The sequence below is a fragment of the Rhizobium sp. SRDI943 genome (assembly GCF_057653695.1).
Genome location: NZ_CM172787.1, coordinates 3,100,219 through 3,122,823, shown reverse-complemented (window position 1 = coordinate 3,122,823; position 22,605 = coordinate 3,100,219). Strand labels below are relative to the sequence as shown.

Here is a 22,605-nt window from a genome sequence, read left to right as displayed (position 1 = left end):
GTGCGCCCATCCAGAAAAACAACAATCGGACAAAAATGAAGCGGGGCGGCGAGCCGCCCCGTTCGTATTATCAGAGGCCGAGGCCGGTCTTGGCGGCCGCGAGAGCCTCGCCGCTGCCGTCGCGGGTTTTGACGCCCGCGAGCCAGGGTTCGAGCGCTGCGGGGTTCGCCTTCAGCCATTCGGAAGCTGCAGCCTCCGGCTCCTTGCCGTCGTTGAGGATCTTGCCCATGATCTGGTTCTCCATGTCGAGGGAGAATTTCAGGTTCTTCAACATCATGCCGACATTCGGGCATTCGTCGAGATAACCGGCACGCACGTTGGTGAAGACCTTGGCGCCGCCGAAGTCGGGGCCGAACACTTTGTCCCCGCCTGTGAGGTAGGTCAGCTTGAAGTTGGTGTTCATCGGGTGGGGCTCCCAGCCGAGGAAAACAACGGGCTTGCCTGACTTGTCGGCACGCGCGACCTGGGCGAGCATGCCCTGTTCGGAGGATTCGACGACTTCCATATCCTTCAAGTCGAACTCGTTCTTCTCGATCATGTCCATGACGAGGCGGTTGCCGTCATTGCCGGGCTCGATGCCGTAGATCTTGCCGTCGAGATCGTCCTTGTGGGCGGCGATATCCTTGAAGTCCTTGATGCCGAGTTCCGCACCCTTGGCGTTGGTGGCGAGCGTGTACTTGGCGCCGACCAGGTTCGGGCCGAAGGATTCGACCGACTTGTCGTCGAGATAGGGACGAACGTCCTTCTCCTGCGTCTCCATCCAGTTGCCGAGGAAGACGTCGATGTCCTTGTTCTTCAGCGAGGTGTAGGTGACCGGCACGGAGAGAACCTTGACGTCGGTCTGATAGCCGATGCTCTTCAGGACGATGGATGCGGTGGCGGTGGTGGCGGTGATATCCGTCCAGCCGACGTCCGAGAAATGAACGGTGGAGCAGCTGTCGGGATCGGCGGCGAAGGCGGCGGTCGCAACGGAGAGGGCGGCGACGGCAGTTGCGGTAACGAGTTTGAACGTGCTTGTTGTTTTCATTTTAGACTCCCAGTCTTTAAGTTCCCAAGCCAACCATCAATAACCGAGTTTGACAAGCGACCTCAGTGCGTTTGCGCCGTATCGACCCATGCGATTGCGACGTCCGCGGATTTTTTCGCAATGCCTTGTTTCCGGGGCTTTCGGCGGTTTTCGAGCCGGATTCCTGTGATTATCGCTCCCTCAGGGCTTTTCTTTGCCATTCCAAGCTTTCAATAAGCCGATCAAGGAGAAATCGGATGGCAAAACTCTATTTCAACTACTCGACGATGAACGCCGGCAAGTCGACGATGCTGCTGCAGGCCTCCTATAATTACCAGGAGCGCGGCATGCGCACGGTGCAGCTGATCGCCGCCTTCGACGAGCGCGCCGGCCGAGGCGTCATCGGCTCGCGGATCGGCTTGGAGGCGAGCGCCATTCCCTTCGAGCCGCATGAAGATCTGTTTCGGTTGGTCGCGACGCTGAGCGGAGACGGAGCGCCGATTTCCTGCATCTTCGTCGACGAGGCGCATTTCATGACGCCTGTCCATGTCTGGCAGCTTGCCCGCGTCGTCGACAGGCTCGGTATCCCTGTGATGGTCTACGGGCTGAGAACCGATTTCCAGGGCAAGCTGTTTCCGGCCTCGCAGGAACTGCTGGCGATCGCCGACGAAATGCGCGAGGTGCGCACGATCTGCCATTGCGGGCGCAAGGCGACGATGGTTGTGCGGCTCGACGCGAAAGGAAAAGTATTGCACGAAGGCGCGCAGATCGATGTCGGCGGCAATGAGAAATATGTCTCGCTCTGCCGCAGGCACTGGGACGACGCGATGAACGGTGCCTGGATCGCCGAGCCGGTCTAAAGCCGGCGATGCTGCCTGTTTTCTTTGGCGCCGCAAGCGACTAGCTTGGGGGCAGGAGATTCCCTGGAGAGATCAGGTGCGCAAACCCCCGTCATTCGACAGCCAGTATGAAGCCGCAGGCAGCCTCGCCGAGAGGATTGCGGCCGAGGGGGCCTATTGCGTGGCTGCGATCAGCGCCTTCAGCGGCGACGAAACACGATCAGCCGACGAGGTCTTCCTCGAGCAGAATGCCCGCTTCCAGGCCCATATCGCCGATGCTGCGGCGCTCGACGCCCAACTGGCCGAGCTGGTCTTTTGCCTCGACCGGCTGACGGCCGAGGTTTCTGCCGATCTCGACAGTTTCCGGGGGCTGACGCTACGTGAGAAGATGGCCGGCTGGGTGTCGCGCCAGCGGATGTGGCGCATGTACACCGAACGCGTGCGCGAGGCGCCCGTCATCGAGCGGCTGCTCGATCTTTTGACGAAATCGGACGCGCTCGCCAGGCTGATCGCCAGTCAGCGCGCCGCGCTTACCGAACGGCACAAGGCAGCCGAACTCAGCCTTGTCGATATCGTCGAGCAGCGGCGCCGGCTGGTCGTTTCCATCGATATCGCCCGCCTCAAGATGAAGGAGCTCAATGCCAAGGCGCTGACGACGCAGGGCCGTATCGGCGTCTATGGCAACAGGGCGCATTGGGAGCAGATGGAGGCGGAACGGCGGGCGCTGAAGGCGGAGGCCGAGCGGATTTCCGCCGGGGAGCACGAGATGCGCGACGACAGCCAGCGGCGTGAGCGCTTCATCGGCCTGTTCCAGACCTATGTCGATTCGCTGAACGGCCGGATCGCCGCCTGCAACGCGCTGTTGCGCAAGCTGTTGATCGACGTGGAGGAGCGGCTGATCATCTACCAGGCGCAGGTCGATACCGACCGGCCGGGCATGAAGGTGAGGATCAAGCCGGAATTGTTCCCCGATATCGCTGCGCCGATCAGGCTGTTCGAGAAGGGCATGCTGGTCGCCCAGGATCTGGAGCGGCGCAAGAGCCGTGCCGATCTCGAATTCGCTAGAAGGTTCCCGACCTATGCCGATCCGCCGCCGGAAACCTCGGGAGCGCCTCTGATCGATACGGCGCGCAGGTCCTTCCGTTTCAGCCGGCCTTTCCTGCGCTCCTGACCAGCAGGGCGCGGGCAATACCCCTCTCCCAATGCTTTCATTCTGGAAAATCGAAGGGTTCGTGTTGTGCTCGGCCCATCGAGCGCATATGTGGGATGCAGCGGGACGGCAATGTCCCGATGTTCGCCTCGCCTGACAGGAGACGACGATGCTTGACCGGATAGCCGGTTTTTTCAGGCTGATCGGCCAGACGATCGGCCGTTGGGCCCGCCTGTTTTCCGCCTGGGCCTTCTGGCCCTTTCTTGCCGCACACGGCTGGTATCAGCGCCGGAGCTGGATGATCCGGCTGCCGGTCATCGCGTTCGTGGCGCTGCTGGTCGTGCTCTATGGTTATTTCTTCTGGCAGACGCAGGTCTGGTCGAATTTCAACACCGCCTTTGTCGATCAGTACCGGCTTTCCGAACGCAAGGTTGCCGCCGGACAGGAAGTGCCGGTCGCCGAGGGCGCCAATGCGACGGCGCCGAAGACCTGCCAACGCTCGGCGATCGTTGACGTCGCGGCCGATCTGACCGATTTCAATGTCAACCAGAACGCATGGATCTCCTCCATGCTGCTCTACAAGATGGGCTTCTTCGGCATCGACTGGGATCACACGCCCTTTCTCGACAACAAGGCGTCGTTCCAGCGCGGCGTCAACCAGGCGGTCCGACGGACTTCGGCGGAGCTTGTCGATACGCTTGGGCGCGTGCGCGGCACGTCGGGCATCAACAATGACCTGCAGAGCGCGCGCGGCAATCTGCAGTTCGACGAAAACAGCTGGTATTTCGGGCTCAATCCCTTCGGGCCGAAAACGCCAACGCCTTCCTATTACCGCTCCGCGGTCGGCAGCCTGCGCAAGTTCAACACCGATCTCGCCCTCTGCAATGTCGTTTTCGACGGCCGCGCCGATAACCTCATGCAGTTCATCGACCGCATTGCCAACGATCTCGGCGGCACCTCCGACATGCTCGCCGAGCGCTCGGAAAACCACAATCGCGGTTGGTTCGACACCCGCGCCGACGACCGGTTCTGGTTCGCCTATGGCCAGCTCTATGCTTACTACGCCATCCTTACCGCCGCGCAGGCCGACTTCTCACAGGTGGTGCAAGAACGCAATCTCGGCGCGATCTGGGGCAGCACGACGCGGCAGTTCCAGGCCGCCCTGCGCATCCAGCCGGCGATCATCTCGAACGGTCGCGAGGATGGCTGGATCATGCCGAGCCATCTCGCCACCATGGGCTTCTATATTCTGAGGGTGCGCTCGAACCTCGTCGAGATCCGCTCGGTGCTCGACCGCTAAAACGTCTGGAGTCAACGGGGTATCGTGTTGTCCTCGAAGCCGACGACGCGCAGTTTCTCGACGAATTCATAGGTGATGCCGACGATGCCGCCGCCGCTTTCATCGTTTCGGAAGCGGCCGACGCTGCGCACCAGCTTGTGGCCGCCAAGCCGGTTGTCGACACGATAGACGAAATGGAAGCCGACGCCGTGAAGGCTCGCCTCTTCGAAGGTCTGAGCGATCAGACTGCGGTCCTCCTCATGGATGCGCGACATCAGCTCTGTCAGGTTGACGGGGCCGTCGCTATAGGGGAGGCCGAAGATCGCGTGGACATCCTCGCTTGCAAAGAAATGTCCTGTCTCGATATCGATGCGCCAGAAGCCGAAAAGACGATAGGCAGCAAGCATCCGGACGACTTCCGCATCGGTGATGCCGATGTGGGCGCGGGATTGTTCTGTCTTGTCAATGACGGGCTGTTCGAAGTGAAGAGGCACGATTCCCCCAGATCATGGGACGACGTGCCGACTCTCTTCTGATTCCTCAGTTGATCAGCTTCAATCGAATGGCCTTAGCTACCAACTGGGTCCGGTTGACGCAATCGAGTTTTTTGATCGCGTTCGTCATATAGGCGTTCACCGTATGGTCCGAGAGCGTGAGGATCTGACCGATTTCGATCGAGGTCTTGCCCTGGGCAGTCCAGCGAACAACTTCTAGTTCTCTGGTTGATAGCGCGTTATGCGCGCATTCCTCGTTACGTTTGACTGCATTGTATGCATCAAGTGCATGGAGAATGATCATTGCCAGCTCGTTGGTCTCACTCTGGCCAAGTGCGGCGCGCTCGCCGCAGAACCAAAAGACCAGGCGCTGGCCGTCGGCTGCAATGGTCGGCATGGCAACGCCTGCCGGTATGGCATGGCGCAGCATCAGGGCACGAAGTTCGGCGGGGAAAGCCTGACCATTGGAGGCGTCGTTGAGGTGCCATGCCGGCGGCACAGCAGACTGCCTCAGCCTTACGCCGAAAGGGCAGCCGCGCATCATGTGGGCGCGGTCGAAATCCCTGACATAGGCGACAGGAAGCGAGCTCTCAATCAGCAGGGGTTTCAGGAGGAGGTCTTCGGGGGAGGGAGCGTGCATTAGCGTCGCATGCGACAATCCGAAGGCTGTGGAGACCCTGCCGAGCGCCTGCGCAAACAGGCTGCGCGTTCGTGCGGTCGCAAGCTCTGCCGAAAGCAATGACTGTCTTTCAGAGGTAGTCATGTAAGACATTTGTACGCCCCCGGCAGCCCCAATGTTACCGCTATCAAATACAGAAAATCTGCGGGATGCTAGCCCCAATTGACCTAACGCAAGCCGATTCATTCAAATTGTGAAAAATTAGCCACAGTAGCTCGCGCTTCGGTTGAGTTTCGAGTTGCAAACATAGCGTTGCGGTATCGTTGAGTTCCCTCATGGCGGCATCGCAACGGTCTCGCGCAGCCGGGCAGGGGAGAATCACTTGGGAGAGTTTCGGGGAAGAGCTCGGATCTCTCCGGCACCGGCGCAAAGGCGGTGGGGCGGCCTACCTGCAACGCTTGGCGGCGGCGCGGGTGATCTGCGCGAACACGGCCGCAGCGGGACGCCATCTCAGCCGGATTGCGATGAGAGAACAAAGATAAGAGGACCGCAGCAGGCGGCGAAATCCGGCTTGCTGGCAGTCAATCCACTTGCTAAGCCTATGCTCAGTACAACTGAGGCAATTTAATCGTGCGCTTTGCAGTTTCCTTTCTGGTGAAGTGTCTATTTTCCAGATTGTTACTTGTTTTTCTCCTTTTGACCTTGCCGATCGGAGCGGCAACCTCGCAGGCTGCCGAGGAAAAGAAGCCAGCGCCGCATCCCCCGATGAATTTCATCCTCGTGCGCAGTCTCCTCTGCCAGGAAAACTGTCCGGAATGGATATCGGCGGAGGGGCGGATAACGTCGGATACACCCGCGCGGCTCAGAAAGATCCTCAAGAAGATCGGCGGCCGTAAACTGCCTGTCGTTTTTCGTTCGGAAGGCGGCGACGTCGATGCCGCCTATGCGATGGGCCGGATGATCCGCAAGGCCGGGCTGGAAACGGCGGTCGGCGGCACGCGGCTCAAAGATTGCCCGGTTGGGGATACGCGCTGCCAAGCCGCTGTTGCCAAGGACGGTAGCGCGGTCGGTTATACCTATTCGTCCGGTGCATACTGCTTTTCTGCTTGTCCGCTGGCATTCGTCGGCGGTACGTCGCGTGTCTCGTCGCAATGGGCCTTGATCGGTGTCCACCAGATCACGACTGTCTACAACAAGGTGCGAGTTTCCTATCGCATCGAATACAAGATCGTGAACGGCAAGAAAAAGGAGATCTCCCGCAAGGAGGTCGGACGCAAGGTGGCGGGGCAGAGCAGTTCCACCAAACTTGGAAAGAAGGCTACTGCTGCCTTGACGGCCTATTTGAAGGAAATGGGCGTCAGCGAAGACGTGGTCGGTCTGATGATGAGCGCTACGCCTGACAACATCAATATCGTACCGGCTGCAGAGGCACTTCGAATAGGTCTCATTACGGACATGCTGTCCTACAATGAGTGGCCCGGCATGCCGCTCTGCGCGCCGGATGCAGCGGCCGAGGCTGTCTGTCACAGCCATCCGGCAGCCGAAGCGCCTGTGGCGGCTGAGGCGCCTGTATCTAAGACGCCGGTATCCGAGGCACCCGTACAGGAAGCGGCTGCAGAGACAAGCGAGAAACTGCCCAAAACCAGGCCGATGGACTTCCTCCTGATGTCCAATGGCAATTGCCAGGAAGAGTGCACGCAGTGGATTTCTGCGGACGGAGACATCACACCGGATACGCCGGCTCGGCTGAAGGCGATGTTGACGACGCTCGGCGAACGAAAGCTGCCGATCGTCCTTCAATCTAATGGCGGGGACACGGATGCGGCTTTCGTGATGGGGCGCATGATCCGCGCTGCAGGTCAGGAAACCTCGATTGGCAGAACGCAGTTGCCGAATTGTCCAAAGCTGGATCCACGTTGCAAAGCCAGCATCGCCAAAAGCGGACCGACCGAGGGCGAAGTCTTTGCCGGCCGTGCGTACTGTCTTTCGAGCTGCGCTCTTGTCCTGATGAGCGGAACGCCGCGGATGGTCGGATATTCGGCAATCGGCATCGTCAGGCCCACGACGGCTGAATATACGAGATTTTTAGCTTATTTCGACGAGATGGGCGTGAGCGCCGAGACATACGAGACGATGATGCCCGCTACTTCAACTGAGCGAGGAAGTATCATACTTCCTTCTGAGGCCCTCAAGCTTGGCATCATCAATGGTATCATCCCCTATGATGAAGAGCCCGGCTTGCATGTCTGTGGGCCGGAGGCGAAGGAAAGCCTTCGATGCCCGAGAAAAGCTGAGGCAGAGATCGTTCCTGTTGCTGCTTCGGTCAATTGATCTCAGGACTCGAAAGAGCATAGCTCGGCGTTTTCGTCGGGCTGCTGCTTGTTGAAGCTCCGAAGGCGCCTCGTGACGCCTGTCAGTCCTTATCCTTCAGATCATTTTTCGACGTGACGCTCATCAGCTTCTCCAGGAAACCGAGCATGACGGCGGAGGCGACGAAGGCGAGGTGCATGAGGGTCAGCCACATGATCTTGCCGTCCGCATATTTGTCGGCATTGAGGAAGACCTGCAGCAGGTGGATGGAGGAGATGGCGACGATCGAGGAGGCGACCTTGATTTTCAAGCTGCCCGAATCGAGCTTGCCAAGGAAGGAGACCTCGTTGTCGGCCTCGCTGGCCTCGTCGAAGCGGCTGACGAAATTCTCGTAACCCGAGATCATGACCATGACGATCAGGCTGGCAACGAGGGCAGCGTCGATCAAACCGAGCATGGCAAGGATCATCTCCGCCTCGTCAAGCTCGAAGACGCCGGAGGCGATCTTCAGGAACTTGTAGGCGAAGGAAACGGCATAGACGGCGAGTGCTGCTACTAGGCCGATATAGAAGACGACGAGGATCCAGCGGCTCGACAGGATGATGCGCTCGATGATGAGTTCCAGTGATTTCATGTTTTCAGCCTGTTAAACCGCAATTGTCGTCCGCCACATAAACGCCCAGCGTGGCGGCCGCAAGGCGTGGGGCTATTCACACCCCGCCGATATTTCGTTATCTCGATGAAGAGAAAAATAACGGCTCCGCGCCCGCGGAGGTCGGACGGGGGAACATCCATGCCATCCATCAAATCCGATATCGAAATCGCACGCGCCGCGGCCAAAAAGCCGATCTTCGAAATCGGGGCGAAACTCGGCATTCCGGTCGAGCAGCTCGTTCCCTATGGTCATGACAAAGCGAAGGTCAGCGCCGAGTTCATTGCTGCGCAAGCAGGCAAGAAGGATGGCAAGCTGATCCTCGTCACCGCGATCAACCCGACGCCGGCGGGCGAGGGCAAGACGACCACCACCGTCGGGCTCGGCGACGGGCTGAACCGGATCGGCAAGAAAGCCGTTGTCTGCATCCGCGAGGCCTCGCTCGGCCCCTGCTTCGGCGTCAAGGGCGGGGCGGCCGGCGGCGGTTATGCACAGGTCGTGCCGATGGAAGACATCAACCTGCATTTCACCGGCGATTTCCATGCGATCACATCGGCGCACAATCTGCTGGCGGCGATGATCGACAACCACATCTACTGGGGCAACGAAGAGAATATCGACATCCGCCGCATCACTTGGCGGCGGGTCATGGACATGAACGACCGGGCGCTCAGAAGCATGGTCTCATCGCTCGGCGGCGTCGCCAACGGTTTCCCGCGCCAGGGCGGGTTCGACATCACCGTCGCCTCCGAGGTGATGGCGATCCTCTGCCTTGCCACCGACCTCAAGGATCTGGAGCGGCGGCTTGGCGACATCATCATCGGCTATCGTTTCGACAGGACGGCGGTGCAAGCGCGAGACCTGAAAGCCGACGGCGCAATGGCGGTGCTGTTGAAAGATGCGATGCAGCCGAACCTCGTGCAGACGCTAGAGAACAATCCGGCCTTCGTGCATGGCGGCCCCTTCGCCAACATCGCCCATGGCTGCAACTCGGTGACGGCGACGAAGACGGCGCTGAAGCTTGGCGACTATGTGGTGACCGAAGCGGGCTTCGGCGCCGATCTCGGGGCCGAGAAATTCTTCGACATCAAGTGCCGCAAGGCCGGGCTGAAGCCGGATGCGGCGGTGATCGTCGCGACCGTCCGGGCGCTGAAGATGAATGGCGGGGTGAAGAAGGAAGATCTCGGCACGGAGGATGTCGAGGCGCTGAAGAAGGGCTGCGCCAATCTTGGCCGGCACGTTGCCAATGTGCGTCGTTTCCGGGTGCCCGTCGTCGTGGCGATCAACCATTTCGTCTCGGATACCGACGCCGAGATCGCGGCAGTCAAGGAATTTGTCTCGAGGCTTGGCGCCGAGGCGATCCTCTGCCGCCACTGGGCGCTGGGTTCGGCCGGCATCGAGGAACTGGCGCACAAGGTGGTGGAACTGGCCGAATCCGGGCAGGCGAAATTCCAGCCGCTCTATGGCGACGACATTTCGCTGTTCGAGAAGATCGAGATCGTCGCCTCGAAGATCTACCATGCCGGTGAAGTGACGGCCGACAAGGCGGTGCGCGACCAGTTGCAGACATGGGAGGAGCAAGGTTACGGCAAGCTGCCGATCTGCATGGCGAAGACGCAATATTCCTTCTCCACCGATCCGAACCTGCGCGGCGCGCCGGAAGGCCACATCGTCACCGTGCGAGAGGTGCGGCTTTCGGCGGGAGCGGGCTTCGTCGTCGCCATCACCGGCGAGATCATGACGATGCCGGGCCTGCCGAAATCACCGTCGGCGGAACGGATTTTCCTGAACGACCAGGGCTATATCGAGGGGTTGTTTTAGAGCCGGCTTCAGAAGCTCTTCGGCCATCGTTGAGATGTATGCAAGATGGTTAGAATTTCAATTTCGTTTTCTCTAGCGCGACATGCGACAATATAGGGAATGTCGCTCAGCACCACTTCCCTTGTTCCCGCGACGCGACTGACTTTTCCCACCAACGGATAATCCGGCATCGTCTCCACGATGGATTGGATACGGACGATGACCCTCGCTGCGGCACCTTGATGGTGACGGGCGATGTAAGCGCCGATATGATCAAGGCGGGCAAGCGCTCTGCGGGTCCATTTGATGCGCAGGCTCATTTTCCAGAAGGGCTGCCAATATATTTTGACAGGACTGTAGCGACATCCTCATCGGAGGCGAAGTCGCTTTGGTCGGCTTCGCGAACGGCAGCCTCGATCTCCGAGAGTTGCCATTCCTCCCGTTCGATGAATTCTTCGATCGCCACGGCTGCGATCTCGGCCGACGAAAGCTTTCGCCTTTCGGCCAGGCGATCCAGACGGGAAACTGTGGAGTCTTTCATCTGGAAGCTCAACAAGGTCATGGTAGGCACTCCGCCGGTTCTTCGTGCCGAAGTTTAGTGGTTGGATGACCCGATTCAAGCGGGAATCGCAGCTCTTTGAAGTGACTAATGGCAATAACGATAGCCACCCTTCCTCTCGATGACGTCTAGATGGAAATGGGTTTCGTGGGCGGCGTCGCTTTCCGGATCGAGGACGGTGGTGAAGTAGAGGCAGCCGGCGGCGCTGACGGTGCGCTGGAAGGCGCCGGTCAGCGTAGAATCCTCGCGACGGGAGCGGACGGCGACATCTTCACCCTTTTCGAAATGGAAGCTCGCAATATCGATGGCGTTGCCGCGGGCATGCTCGGAGATCTTGCCGGTTCCGGCACTGTTACGCAGGCGGCACATATAGGACGTTGCCTGGTTGACGGTGGTGATGCGGCCCTGCTCCGGTAGGGCGGCGGAAGCCGCCGGGATGACGCTGTCCTTCATCCAGCGAGCAAGGGCAAGCGCTGCCGGACAGCGAATCGTCGCCTCCGGCTTCAGCTTGATGCCGGGCAGGGCTTCAGAGACGATGATCGGCTTGTCGATGCCGCAGCCGTTACCGTCATCGATGCGCGGCGTGTCCTTGAAGACGACGCCCAGGGACTGAAGGGCGGCCGTGCATTCGGCATGCTCGGCATCGCTTTCCGGTTCGATCGTCAGGTGTTGCTCTTCAAGTGTCTGCTCGCCGGGCGGCTTACCTTCTTCCGTCGGCGGCTGTGAGCTTTCGGGGCTGCCCGGCGGCCGCGGCGGACCTTGCATCGGTTCTGTCGGCCCGGGCTCTGACGGTGCGGCCTGCGGCGCTGGCGGGCTCGATGCCGGTGCCTCCGGGTCCTTGACGTCGGGTTTCGGCTGAGGGGCCGGGACCTCTCCGGGCGCGGGCGGTTCCGTCTTTTCCGAGGAAGGGGAGGTGGGGCTGGTCGGCTGTCCGGCATCTGGCCGAGGTTCGGGCATCGGGCCTTGCGGGGGCAGGCGAGCGCCGGCAAGAAAGGCGGTAGCGGCGAAAAGGATCGCCAATGTCGAAAGTTTTCTCAACGCGTCCGATTCCTCGTATCCGTGGCTGAAGACAACGCATGAGGGCGTTTTTCGTTGCAATTGTGCAACGTCATTGAAGATCGCTAAAACTTGATATATTTATTCAACATAAAATGATGACTTATGTTGACAATGCTGCTCATGTTTTTTATGCGGCGAAAAGAAGGCGGAATTTTACTTCGTCTTCATCCGTAAAAGCCCAGCCAGCCCCTCGAGCGTTCGACGCGCCACGACCAGCCAGCCCGGTAATCATCATGAGAGGGTAGGTTATGATCGTCCGGCATTGGCGCTCGGTTCTATTGGTCTGCACGGCAGCCACAGTTGTTCTTCCTGTTTCGCAGTCTTTCGCGCAAAGCGCTCCGGCAACAGCGCCGCAAGCCGCGACGGAGGAAAGCACCGTCCTGCAGAAGATCGTCGTCAAGGGCAAACGCGTGGCGCCGGGCAGCGTCGCCGACACGCCGCTGGCCACCGAGATCACTGCCAAGCAGCTCGAAGAAAAGCAGGTCACCAATTTTGACGATATCGGCCGCAGCGTCGATGCAGGCGTAAATTATTCGCGTGGTGACGCAGGCTTCAACCTGCGTGGCCTTTCGGGCGCTCGCATCCTGACCACCGTCGACGGCATTCCAATTCCCTATATTTCGAACAGCTCGCGCCAGGGCGCTTTCGCCCTCAGCAATGCCAATGGCGGTGGCGATACGTTCGATTTCGATTCGCTGTCCTCGCTCGATATCGTGCGCGGCGCGGATTCGAGCAAGGGTGGTTCCGGCATGCTCGGCGGCGCCATCGTTCTCAATACGCTGGAGCCGGAGGATCTCATTCCTGAAGGCCGCGACTGGGGTGCGATCGTCAAGTCGACCTATGACAGCGAAGACCGCAGCATTTCCGGCTCAGCCGCTGCCGCCAAGAAGATCGGCGGTACGTCGATCCTGTTTCAGGGTGGCTACCGCAAGGGGCATGAACGCGACAACATGGGCGACAATGACAGCTATGGTCGTTTCCGCACCGAGGCGGATCCAGCTGATTTCGATCAGCATAATCTGCTCTTCAAGCTGCGTCAGGAGCTGGAGGGTGGCCACCGCATCGGTCTGACTGCCGAGCGTTTCAGGCGTGACCTGCAGACTGATCTGCGTGAACAGCAAGGTACCGGACGCACTTATATGATCGACAATTACGACGGTCGCGAACTGCGTGATCGTGATCGTGTGTCGCTCGATTATGACTATGAAGCGCAGTCTTCCGATGCGTTCTTCAGCAGTGCGCGCGCCACGCTCTATTGGCAGGACTTGAAGAAGGAATCCGGCAGCAAGGGGCGTACCGCGGCGAATGTGGCCTATGGCCGTAACAACGAGATTGAAAACGAAACCTGGGGCTTCAGCGGCACTGCAACGAAGGATTTTGAGTATTCCGGTCTCAGCCACTCCGTTCGCATTGGCCTCGACGTCGGCGTTTCCAGCTGGAGCCAGTATAGCTGGGCCCTTTGCCCCACACCGACGACCTGCCCGTCGCTGAACAATCAGGCGGAAGTGCCCAATGTCGACAGCCAGAATCTTGGGCTTGTTGTCGAAGACAAGATCGAAATCGGCAATACCGGCTTCGCGCTGACACCCGGCTTCCGCTTTGACTGGTTCAACTACAATCCCTCGACCGGCGGGAGTTTCGCAAGCAATACCGGCCTTGCTCGTTTCGGGGACCTGAGCGACCGAACGGAAGCCGGCCTGTCACCGAAGATTCTTGCGACATACGACTTGACGCCCGACGTGCAGCTCTACCTGCAGCTGGCAGTCGGCTTCCGCGCACCCACCGTGGACGAACTCTACAGCCGCTTCTACAACCCGACGGGCCGCTACGCCCAGCTCGGCAATCCCGATCTGCAACCCGAAATCGGCCGCGGCGTCGAAATCGGCGCTAATTTTGACACGGGCGATTTTACCGGTCGGGTTGCGGCCTTCCACACCCGCTACCAGAATTTTATCGAGACGGTGACGAGCGTCGACGCGACCGGCTTTACGGAATTCAACTACACGAACGTATCTGCGGCAACGATCTCGGGTATTGAAGCCAGCGCCGCCAAGACATTCAACAACGGCATCAATCTCCATACGTCACTTGCCTATGCCTATGGCAGGAACGAGGAAACTGCCCAGCGCCTGCGATCGGTGGCACCGTTCAAGGCGATAGTCGGCGGCGGCTGGAGCAACGAGACTTTCGGCTTCGATCTTTCTTCGACGCTTTCGGCGGGCATGCTTACCGATCATCTCGATACGCCCGTCACCAACACCACCGACACGACCTTCGATGCGCCGGGCTACGCGATCGTCGACCTGACCGGCTGGTGGACGCCGGACCAGGTGCCGGGCCTGCGCGTGCAGGCAGGTGTCTACAACATCTTCGACCAGGAATATTTCAACGCGCTCGCCGTGCGCGATGTCAACCTGATCTCGACGGCGTCGCAGCCGCGCGATTGGTATTCCGAGCCCGGACGCACCTTCAAGATCTCGCTGACCAAGACTTTCTGATCGCGATCACGCCTTCATGGCTGGGGGAGTGGCGGCTTTCGGGCCGCCCTTTTCATTCCGCATTCGCCTCTTGCGCAATTGCTGATCTCAGGCTAACAATTTTTCATGATCAAGTCCTTGAACATTGCTGTTTGGTGGTGGGTTCGCTAAGGCGGCCTCGACCAATCGTGTCCAAAGACGACGAGTGAGCCGCCCGAAACTTCGAGGCGGCTTTTTTTGTTTTATGGCCGCCTGTCGTCCGGGCCCCGATAACGGAGTGGAACAATGGTAACGATCCTGCGGGATGATGGTGCGGAAATCTACGAGACCAAGGGCGGCATTACGGTCACGCGGCAGCGGCGGGCGATCCCCTACGGCGATGCGGTCTCTTCCTATGTCGACAAGCTCGACGAGCGCCGCGGCGCGGTGTTTTCGTCGAACTACGAATATCCCGGCCGCTATACGCGCTGGGATACCGCCGTCGTCGATCCGCCGCTCGGAATCTCTTCCTTCGGGCGCGACGTCTGGATCGAGGCCTATAATGAACGCGGCGAGGTGATCCTCGGCTTCGTGATCGAGCGGCTGAAGACCGTGTCCGACATCGTGCTCGGCGCTTCCTCGGCCCGCCGCCTCGACCTCACCGTCAAGACGCCGGACCGGGTGTTCACCGAGGAAGAACGCTCGAAGATGCCGACGGTCTTCACCGTGCTGCGCGCCGTCACCGACCTATTTTATTCGCAGGCGGATGCAAGCCTCGGGTTCTACGGCGCCTTCGGATACGACATCGCCTTCCAGTTCGACGCGATTAATCTGAAGCTGACGCGGCCCTCCGATCAGCGTGACATGGTGCTCTACCTGCCGGACGAGATCCTCGTCGTCGACAACTATTCCGCCAAGGCCTGGGTCGACCGTTACGACTTCGAAAAAGGCGGCGTGTCGACCGAGGGCAAGGCCCAGGATATCGCCGCGGAGCCCTTCAAACACACGGATGCCATTCCGCCGAAGAGCGATCACCGACCGGGCGAATATGCCGAGCTCGTCACCAAGGCGAAGGAAAGTTTCCGCAAGGGCGACCTTTTCGAAGTCGTGCCCGGGCAGAAATTCATGGAGCGCTGCGATAGCAAGCCGTCCGACATTTCAAAGCGGCTGAAGGCGATCAATCCCTCGCCCTATTCCTTCTTCATCAATCTCGGCCATCAGGAATATCTGGTCGGCGCCTCGCCTGAAATGTTCGTGCGCGTTTCCGGCCGTCGCATAGAGACCTGCCCGATTTCGGGCACGATCAAGCGCGGCGACGACCCGATCGCCGACAGCGAGCAGATCCTGAAGCTGCTGAATTCCAAGAAGGACGAATCCGAGCTCACCATGTGCTCGGATGTCGACCGCAACGACAAAAGCCGTGTCTGCGAGCCGGGTTCGGTCAAGGTGATCGGCCGCCGGCAGATCGAGATGTATTCGCGCCTCATCCACACGGTCGACCATATCGAAGGGCGGCTGCGCGACGACATGGACGCCTTCGACGGTTTCCTCAGCCACGCCTGGGCCGTTACCGTCACCGGCGCCCCGAAGCTCTGGGCGATGCGCTTCATCGAGAGCCATGAAAAGAGCCCACGCGCCTGGTATGGTGGGGCGATCGGCATGGTCGGTTTCAACGGCGATATGAACACCGGCCTGACGCTGCGCACCGTGCGCATCAAGGATGGTATCGCCGAGGTGCGCGCCGGTGCGACGCTGCTCAACGATTCCATTCCTGACGAAGAAGAAGCCGAAACAGAACTGAAGGCCTCTGCCATGCTTTCCGCCATCCGAGACGCCAAGACGGGTAATTCCGGCAGGGTTCAGCGCGACGTCGCAGGCGTCGGCAAGGGCGTCAGCATCCTGCTCGTCGATCACGAGGACAGCTTCGTCCACACGCTCGCCAATTACTTCCGCCAGACGGGGGCGACGGTTTCGACCGTGCGCACGCCGGTGCCGGAGGAAATCTTCGACAGGCTGAACCCGGACCTCGTTGTGCTGTCGCCGGGACCCGGAACGCCCAAGGATTTCGATTGCAAGGCGACGATCAAGAAGGCGCGGGCGCGCAACCTGCCGATCTTCGGTGTCTGCCTCGGCCTGCAGGCGCTCGCCGAAGCCTATGGCGGGGAGTTGCGTCATCTGGCGGTGCCGATGCACGGCAAGCCCTCGCGCATCCGCGTGCTGGAGCCGGGCATCGTCTTCTCCGGCCTTGCCAAGGAGGTGACGGTCGGCCGCTACCACTCGATCTTCGCCGATCCTTCGACGCTGCCGCGCGAGTTCATCATCACGGCGGAAAGCGACGACGGCACGATCATGGGCATCGAACACGCGAAGGAACCGATCGCCGCGGTGCAGTTCCATCCAGAATCCATCATGACGCTCGGTGGCGATGCCGGGATGCGGATGATCGAAAATGTCGTGGCGCATCTGGCGCGCAAGGTGAAGACGAAGGCTGCCTGAGGATTTCGACGGTTATTCGGCCTGCTCTTTCCCCCGACTGCGGGGAGGGGCAGGCCGTTTTCGAAAGGCCGGTTGACTTCTTCAGGCAAATCAGAACATTTCAGGAACGATCAATCGGGATATTCGACGTGGCCAATGCTGAAAAGTTCATCGTTCTTCCCTATCGCAAGAACCGCGGCAATCTCGTCCCCGGTGAAATGCGCCAGGCATCGAACTCCGTCAGCGCGGAGAAAATTGCCTCGGCGATGTCGGAGCGTTTTGTCGGCGTGGCGGCCTATGCGGTGATCGTCGATGAAGAAACCGGAGATATGTCGTCGCCGCGATTGCTTGCACGATATGGCGAGATTGCCGATCTCAACGCCGCCTGAGGCGCGGTTTTCAGCATGGAGACATCGCTCTACCTGCCGGTCAAAGCTTTCCTGGAGGCGGCGGGTTATGTCGTGAAGGGTGAGGTCGGCGGGTGCGATCTCGTTGGCTTGAGCGATGCCGAGCCGCCGGTCGTGGTGGTCTGCGAACTCAAGCTCTCCTTCAACCTCGAGCTTGTTCTCCAGGCGGTCGATCGCGCGGCGATGAGCGATGAGGTCTGGATCGCGGCCCGCGTCTCCGCCAAGGGTCGGGGGCGGGAGACCGACAAACGCTATCGCGATCTCTGCCGCAGGCTCGGCATCGGCATGCTCGGCGTCTCCGATAGCGGCGAGGTCAGCGTTATCGTCAGTTCCGTCTCGCCGATGCCGCGCACCAATCCCAAGCGGCGGACGCGCCTCGTCAAGGAGCATCAGCGCCGCCGCGGCGATCCCGCCATCGGCGGCAGCACGCGGGCGCCGATCATGACCGCCTATCGCCAGCAGGTGCTGCTCTGCGCCGCCGCAATCGAGCGTGGGGTCGGGCGGCCGCGCGATATGAAGGCTCAGGTGCCCAATGCCGGCCGCATCCTGCTCGACAACGTCTACGGATGGTTCGAGCGCAAGGAGAAGGGCGTTTATGCGCTGACGCCTGCAGGGCAGGCCGCGCTCTTGCGCTGGCCGCAAATTGTTCTCGCCGACCCCGCTCCTTGAGTCGCGCGGAAGGGAGTCTCATTGCCCTTTGACAAATCCGCCGTCTTCCCCCATATCACCATCAACTGAACCGCCTGCGCGACATTCGCGTGGGCGGTTTTGCGTTTCAACGGCTTGAAAGCTGCAATTCATTCGCAACCGCAGGGGAACGATATGAGTGACAACGGCGATCTTACGGTTCGCAAGTTGGCGATGTGGGGGATTCCGCTGTCGCTCGGCGTCATGGGGCTGAAGATGGTGGCCTGGTGGTTCACCGGGTCGGTGGCGCTGCTGTCGGACGGGCTCGAATCATCGGTCAACGTCGTCGCAGCCTTCATCGCATTCTTCGTCATTCGCTATGCGCAAAAGCCGGCCGATCACGACCATCCTTTCGGCCATCATAAGGCGGAATATCTGTCAGCGGTTACCGAGGGCGCGCTGATCGTCGTCGCTGCCCTGCTGATCGTCAACGAGGCGGTTGGTTATCTCGCCGAGCCACGCATGCTGGATGCACCCGTGCTCGGCCTTGCGATCAACTTCGCGGCCGGTGTCATCAATGCGATCTGGGCGCGCTTGCTGATCAGAACCGGACGCAGACATCGCTCGCCAGCGCTGACGGCGGATGGGCAGCATATCATGTCCGATGTCGTAACCTCTGTCGGCGTGCTCATTGGCCTGCTGCTGGCGCTGGCGACGGGGTATGCGATCTTCGACCCGGTGCTCGCCATCCTCGTTGCCGTCAACATCCTCTATCAGGGCTGGAAGGTGATCTCGCAATCGATCGGCGGGCTGATGGACCAGGCGGTCGAGCCGCAGGAGGAGGAGGCGATCAAACAGGCGATCGCTGCCCACGCGGAGGGCTCGATCGGCGTGCACGACCTGAAAACGCGCCGCGCGGGCACCGTCACCTTCATCGATTTTCACATGGTGGTGCCCGGCGGGATGTCGGTGCGGCAGGCGCATGATATATGCGACCGCCTTGAGGATGCCATCAGGGCGGTGCACCAGGGCGCCACGATCGCAATTCATGTGGAGCCGGAGGGCGAGAAGGCTCACGGCATCCGCGTCAAAGTCGTCAAGGAGGCATGATGCCGAATACAGATGTTTCCAGCCTGTCGATGCTGGGTCAGCAAACCGAAACCGCGCAATCGCCTGAGGAGGCGGTGCTTGAAAAAGTGCCGTCCAACCATGCCGGCACCGATTATGTCGTGCGCTTCACCGCGCCGGAATTCACCTCGCTCTGCCCGATGACCGGGCAGCCGGATTTCGCCCATATCGTCATCGATTACATTCCGGGCGAATGGCTGGTGGAATCGAAGTCGCTGAAGCTCTTCCTGCATTCCTTCCGCAATCACGGCGCTTTCCACGAAGATTGTTCGGTCTACATCGCCAAGCGCATCGTCGAACTGCTTGATCCCAGGTGGCTCAGAATCGGCGCCTACTGGTATCCGCGCGGCGGTATTCCGATCGACGTCTTCTGGCAGACGGGCAAGCCGCCGGAAGGCGTCTGGCTGCCGGAGCAGGGCGTTGCCACCTATCGCGGCCGTGGGTGAGCAGCGGTCGGGCAAAGCCCGACCAATCGATCCAGTGAATCGATTGCAGCGGCGAACGCCCTGAGCCTAGAGCGAAGGGCCGGGCAACGGTGCGGCAATCGCTATCCGTCTCCGGCCGCTACACCTCAAACATCCGTAACGTTGTCGCCGGACGAGTCGTCGATGGAATCGTCGCCGTCGTCGTAATCGGCCTGCTGCAGGTCGGCCCTGTTGTCCTTGTCATCGGCCGTGTTGTCCGCGGCCTGGCGGGTGTCGTCATTGCCGTAATAATTGTTGATGACGGTTTCTTCGGTCGGCGCGCTGGCATTGCCGAAGGGATTGGCGCCGAAGGGCGAGCCCCAGCCGAGCGAGGACATGTGGTTGCCGAAGATGCCGCTCAGCGAGTTGGCAAGCAGCATGCCGCCGGCGACACCTGCCGCCGTGCCGAGCGCGCCATGCAGGAAGCTGCCGCCGGCAGACGGCGCAGAGGCCTGCTGGGTCCAGGGGCCGGTCGGCTGTTGCGGCGGCTGGCGGACATCGCGTTCGTAGCCGCGGGAATCGTCATAGCCGCGGGACTGCTGGCCCCAGGGACCGGGATTGGAGGGGCCAGGATTGGAGGGGACTGGCGCCGGTTGCTGCGTCTGGGTGTTGCCGAAGATCGAGCTCAGAAAGCCGCCGCCCTGCTCGGCCTGACGGTGTTCGCTCTCGCCGGCTTCCAACTGGCGGACACGCTCTTCGAGTTCCTTGATGTGGTTGGCGGCTGCCTCAAGCCCCTTTTCCTGAACGATGACGGCCTGGGCCAGGTAATAGGTGGCGGAGGGTTGTTCGCGCGTCGCCTGGTCGATCAGGGCCTCGGCGTCGCGGTCGCGCGGTGTGGCCGCGGCGGTGCGTACGCGGTCGAAGAGGGCGGTCAGCAATTGGCGTTCTTCGGGTGACATGTCCTGTCTCCTAATGATCTAGAGCGCCGCGCGTCGGACGCGCTAAGGACGCTCTATCAATTTAAAACTGCGCATAATCCTTTCCGACAATCGATTCCGATTTCGGGGTTATGCGCTGGCGGCGTTTGCCGCGTGAGGTTGAGGTAGGAACCGATTTAGGCTTTTCAAAGCCTTTCGCCGTTACAATTCAGTAAGGCTTGCAGAACGGCGCGCGGCTTCTTAAGGATATCTCCATCGCTTCGGTGCCTTGTGTTTTTCTCGCATTGTTTTAGGCATTGAGTCGCACTATGTGCGAGGAACCCGAATTCATCTCCAAGAGGTTCGAATGAACGACGAAGACCAGGACGACAAGACGAAGGAACTGCCGCTCGGCAAGGAAACGGAGGCGAATCTTTTCAAGTCGCGTTCGATCTTCATCTACGGACCGATCAATCAGGAATTGGCGCAGAAGGTCTGCTCGCAGCTTGTGGCACTTGCCGCGGCCAGCGACGAGGACATCCGCATCTATGTCAATTCGCCCGGTGGCCACGTCGAATCCGGCGATTCCATTCATGACATGATCAAGTTCATCAAGCCGAAGGTCTGGATGATCGGCACCGGTTGGGTCGCCTCCGCTGGCGCGCTGATCTATGTCGCCACTCCGAAGGAGCGGCGCCTGTGCCTGCCGAACACGCGCTTCCTGCTGCATCAGCCCTCCGGCGGCACGCGCGGCATGGCATCCGACATCGAAATCCAGGCGCGCGAGATCATCAAGATGAACGAGCGCTTGAACAGGATCATGGCAGCGGCCACCGGCCAGCCGCTCGACAAGATCGACAAGGATACGGATCGCGACTACTGGCTTTCGGCCGAAGAGGCGAAGGAGTATGGCCTCGTTTCACGGATCGTGACGTCGCAGGCCGATATCTAAGTTTTCTCAGCCAAAGCTGCCAAGAACCCGCCCTTGCCTGCCGATCGCAGGTGAGGGCGTTTTGTTTTCGGCCAGAGCCTTTCCTGGTCAGAATGCTGCAATCTGGCCAGGAAAGGCTTTAGTGCTTGAACGGAGATGATCTCCTAGCGGCAAGGTCTGAACGGAAAGCACTGAATCCAGACTTGCGCCTGCGGCAACCATCATGCTCCATGCGGCATTCGCGCAGCTCGAGTCCCGCCATGCTCAAAGATTTTTCCGTCCAAGCCCTGTTCATGGGGCTGCTGACCGCCTTCGTCGGTTCCGCCAGTTCCTTCGCCGTTGTACTGCACGGGCTGCAGGCGGTCGGCGCCACGGATGTACAGGCGGCTTCCGGGCTGATGGCATTGTCGATTTCCATGGGCGTCTGCGCGATCGTGCTGAGTGCCGTGACCAGATTGCCGGTCAGCATCGCCTGGTCGACACCGGGTGCCGCACTGCTGGCAAGCACCGGGGCGATCGAGGGCGGCTTCAATGCGGCGGTCGGGGCATTCCTGATCTGTGCTGCGCTGATTATCCTTGCGGGACTGTTCAAGCCGCTCGGGCGAGCGGTTGCCGCCATTCCGGCACCACTCGCCAATGCAATGCTCGCCGGCGTGCTGATCGGCCTCTGCTTCGCGCCGGTAAAGGCGATCGGCTTCAATCCGCTGTTCGGCCTGCCGATCGTCGTCGCTTGGATCGTCGTCGGCGCCTTCAAGCGGCTTTGGGCGGTGCCGGCAGCACTCGCGGCCTTCGTGCTGGTGCTCGCCTTCGGCGTCGATATCCCTGACGGTGCGCTCGGCTCGCTGGAACAATCACTGGTGCCAACGGCGGAAATCGTCCGACCGGTGTTCAATCTTGCCGGCCTCATCTCGATCGCGCTGCCGCTCTTCATCGTCACCATGGCCTCGCAGAACATTCCGGGTATCGCGGTGCTGAAGGTCAACCATTACGATCCGAAGCCCGGCCCGCTCTTTGCCGTCACCGGCTTCTTCTCGCTGCTGTCGGCGCCGTTCGGCGGCCACGCCGTTAATCTGGCGGCCATCACCGCGGCGATGTGCGCCGGACAGGACGCCCATGCCGATCCGAAGCGGCGCTATTGGGCGTCACTCATCGCCGGTGTCGGCTATATCATTCTCGGGCTGCTCGCCGGCGCGGTGACGGCCTTCGTCGCCCTTGCGCCTTCCATCCTGATCGAGGCGGTGGCCGGCCTGGCGCTGGTCGGCGCCTTCTCGTCCTCGGCAATGTCGGCCTTCCAGGCGCCGGACTCACGTGAGGCGGCGGCAATCACCTTCCTCGTCACCGCCTCCGGCGTTTCCTTCGGCGGTATTTCCGGCGCCTTCTGGGGCCTGCTCGCGGGTGGGCTGATGCTGGCGCTGTCGCGGCTGGTGAGGCTTTGGAAAGACCGAGCTCAGTCGAGGTAACGGAAGGTCGTTCTGCCCTTCAAATGCCGGATC

General features: G+C 60.6%; 22 protein-coding genes. 13 read left to right on the top strand and 9 right to left on the bottom strand.

What is annotated here, in order from left to right; translation table 11 throughout:
- Nucleotides 1–70 precede the first annotated feature (70 nt).
- Nucleotides 71–1,027, bottom strand: a complete 957-nt coding sequence (locus AC245Y_RS16090) for a choline ABC transporter substrate-binding protein (RefSeq protein ID WP_012758503.1) — start codon at nt 1,025–1,027, stop codon at nt 71–73.
- 236 nt (nt 1,028–1,263) lie between these two features.
- Between AC245Y_RS16090 and AC245Y_RS16085 the strand changes: the two genes are divergently transcribed.
- The 3 genes from AC245Y_RS16085 to AC245Y_RS16075 all read left to right on the top strand — a co-directional run bounded on the left by AC245Y_RS16085 (nt 1,264) and on the right by AC245Y_RS16075 (nt 4,295).
- Nucleotides 1,264–1,866: a thymidine kinase gene (locus AC245Y_RS16085; RefSeq protein ID WP_012758502.1), complete on the top strand. Its 603-nt coding sequence runs from the start codon at nt 1,264–1,266 to the stop codon at nt 1,864–1,866.
- 76 nt (nt 1,867–1,942) lie between these two features.
- On the top strand, nt 1,943–3,016 hold the full coding sequence (locus tag AC245Y_RS16080; RefSeq protein ID WP_012758501.1) for a hypothetical protein: 1,074 nt from the start codon (nt 1,943–1,945) through the stop codon (nt 3,014–3,016).
- A 148-nt stretch (nt 3,017–3,164) separates the two neighbouring features.
- The gene (locus AC245Y_RS16075; protein ID WP_012758500.1) at nt 3,165–4,295 is read left to right on the top strand and encodes a DUF2333 family protein; all 1,131 of its coding nucleotides are present in this window, start codon (nt 3,165–3,167) and stop codon (nt 4,293–4,295) included.
- A gap of 11 nt (nt 4,296–4,306) precedes the next feature.
- On the opposite strand, the gene AC245Y_RS16070 is transcribed toward AC245Y_RS16075, so the two are convergent.
- The 3 genes from AC245Y_RS16070 to AC245Y_RS16060 form a co-directional block, all read right to left on the bottom strand.
- Nucleotides 4,307–4,768, bottom strand: coding sequence for a PAS domain-containing protein (locus AC245Y_RS16070; RefSeq protein ID WP_012758499.1), 462 nt, complete (start codon nt 4,766–4,768; stop codon nt 4,307–4,309).
- A 46-nt stretch (nt 4,769–4,814) separates the two neighbouring features.
- The gene (locus tag AC245Y_RS16065) at nt 4,815–5,540 is read right to left on the bottom strand and encodes a helix-turn-helix transcriptional regulator (RefSeq protein WP_012758498.1); all 726 of its coding nucleotides are present in this window, start codon (nt 5,538–5,540) and stop codon (nt 4,815–4,817) included.
- Nucleotides 5,541–5,992: 452 nt separating this feature from the next.
- Nucleotides 5,993–6,163 (bottom strand): hypothetical protein, encoded by a 171-nt coding sequence (locus AC245Y_RS16060; protein ID WP_244432227.1) that lies wholly within the window; start codon nt 6,161–6,163, stop codon nt 5,993–5,995.
- Nucleotides 6,164–6,344: 181 nt separating this feature from the next.
- Between AC245Y_RS16060 and AC245Y_RS16055 the strand changes: the two genes are divergently transcribed.
- Nucleotides 6,345–7,718, top strand: coding sequence for a hypothetical protein (locus tag AC245Y_RS16055; RefSeq protein ID WP_244432226.1), 1,374 nt, complete (start codon nt 6,345–6,347; stop codon nt 7,716–7,718).
- 82 nt (nt 7,719–7,800) lie between these two features.
- On the opposite strand, the gene AC245Y_RS16050 is transcribed toward AC245Y_RS16055, so the two are convergent.
- Nucleotides 7,801–8,331, bottom strand: a complete 531-nt coding sequence (locus tag AC245Y_RS16050) for a TIGR00645 family protein (RefSeq protein ID WP_012758496.1) — start codon at nt 8,329–8,331, stop codon at nt 7,801–7,803.
- Nucleotides 8,332–8,490: 159 nt separating this feature from the next.
- On the opposite strand from AC245Y_RS16050, the gene AC245Y_RS16045 reads away from it, so the two are divergent.
- On the top strand, nt 8,491–10,170 hold the full coding sequence (locus AC245Y_RS16045; RefSeq protein ID WP_012758495.1) for a formate--tetrahydrofolate ligase: 1,680 nt from the start codon (nt 8,491–8,493) through the stop codon (nt 10,168–10,170).
- 8 nt (nt 10,171–10,178) lie between these two features.
- On the opposite strand, the gene AC245Y_RS16040 is transcribed toward AC245Y_RS16045, so the two are convergent.
- From AC245Y_RS16040 to AC245Y_RS16030, 3 genes are all read right to left on the bottom strand, one after another.
- Nucleotides 10,179–10,469 (bottom strand): type II toxin-antitoxin system RelE/ParE family toxin, encoded by a 291-nt coding sequence (locus AC245Y_RS16040; protein ID WP_012758494.1) that lies wholly within the window; start codon nt 10,467–10,469, stop codon nt 10,179–10,181.
- Nucleotides 10,466–10,711, bottom strand: coding sequence for a CopG family ribbon-helix-helix protein (locus AC245Y_RS16035; protein WP_017994843.1), 246 nt, complete (start codon nt 10,709–10,711; stop codon nt 10,466–10,468). Before AC245Y_RS16035 ends, AC245Y_RS16040 begins: the two co-directional genes overlap by 4 nt.
- An 84-nt stretch (nt 10,712–10,795) precedes the next feature.
- Nucleotides 10,796–11,806 (bottom strand): extensin-like domain-containing protein, encoded by a 1,011-nt coding sequence (locus AC245Y_RS16030; protein ID WP_017994842.1) that lies wholly within the window; start codon nt 11,804–11,806, stop codon nt 10,796–10,798.
- Nucleotides 11,807–12,015: 209 nt separating this feature from the next.
- Here AC245Y_RS16030 and AC245Y_RS16025 point away from each other — a divergent pair, with 209 nt between their 5' ends.
- The 6 genes from AC245Y_RS16025 (at nt 12,016) to queF (ending at nt 19,306) form a co-directional block, all read left to right on the top strand.
- Nucleotides 12,016–14,265 carry a TonB-dependent hemoglobin/transferrin/lactoferrin family receptor gene (locus AC245Y_RS16025; RefSeq protein WP_017994841.1) on the top strand — a complete coding sequence of 750 codons (2,250 nt, stop codon included), beginning with the start codon at nt 12,016–12,018 and terminating at the stop codon, nt 14,263–14,265.
- 264 nt (nt 14,266–14,529) lie between these two features.
- Entirely contained in the window at nt 14,530–16,719 is a 2,190-nt protein-coding gene (locus AC245Y_RS16020; protein WP_012758490.1) for an anthranilate synthase, read from the top strand.
- A gap of 128 nt (nt 16,720–16,847) precedes the next feature.
- A complete protein-coding gene (locus AC245Y_RS16015) occupies nt 16,848–17,087 on the top strand; it encodes a hypothetical protein (protein ID WP_003541831.1) in 240 nt (79 codons plus the stop codon).
- 15 nt (nt 17,088–17,102) lie between these two features.
- Nucleotides 17,103–17,774, top strand: a complete 672-nt coding sequence (locus tag AC245Y_RS16010; protein WP_012758489.1) for a DUF2161 domain-containing phosphodiesterase — start codon at nt 17,103–17,105, stop codon at nt 17,772–17,774.
- A 153-nt stretch (nt 17,775–17,927) separates the two neighbouring features.
- Nucleotides 17,928–18,842: a CDF family cation efflux transporter EmfA gene (gene emfA / locus AC245Y_RS16005; protein ID WP_012758488.1), complete on the top strand. Its 915-nt coding sequence runs from the start codon at nt 17,928–17,930 to the stop codon at nt 18,840–18,842.
- Nucleotides 18,842–19,306 (top strand): preQ(1) synthase, encoded by a 465-nt coding sequence (gene queF / locus AC245Y_RS16000; protein WP_012758487.1) that lies wholly within the window; start codon nt 18,842–18,844, stop codon nt 19,304–19,306. Before emfA ends, queF begins: the two co-directional genes overlap by 1 nt.
- A gap of 125 nt (nt 19,307–19,431) precedes the next feature.
- Here queF and AC245Y_RS15995 read toward each other — a convergent pair whose 3' ends face one another.
- Entirely contained in the window at nt 19,432–20,223 is a 792-nt protein-coding gene (locus tag AC245Y_RS15995; protein ID WP_012758486.1) for a DUF2076 domain-containing protein, read from the bottom strand.
- Between the two features lie 325 nt (nt 20,224–20,548).
- Between AC245Y_RS15995 and AC245Y_RS15990 the strand changes: the two genes are divergently transcribed.
- The gene (locus AC245Y_RS15990) at nt 20,549–21,133 is read left to right on the top strand and encodes an ATP-dependent Clp protease proteolytic subunit (protein ID WP_003561390.1); all 585 of its coding nucleotides are present in this window, start codon (nt 20,549–20,551) and stop codon (nt 21,131–21,133) included.
- A gap of 209 nt (nt 21,134–21,342) precedes the next feature.
- Entirely contained in the window at nt 21,343–22,572 is a 1,230-nt protein-coding gene (locus AC245Y_RS15985) for a benzoate/H(+) symporter BenE family transporter (RefSeq protein ID WP_017994839.1), read from the top strand.
- Nucleotides 22,573–22,605: the final 33 nt, after the last annotated feature.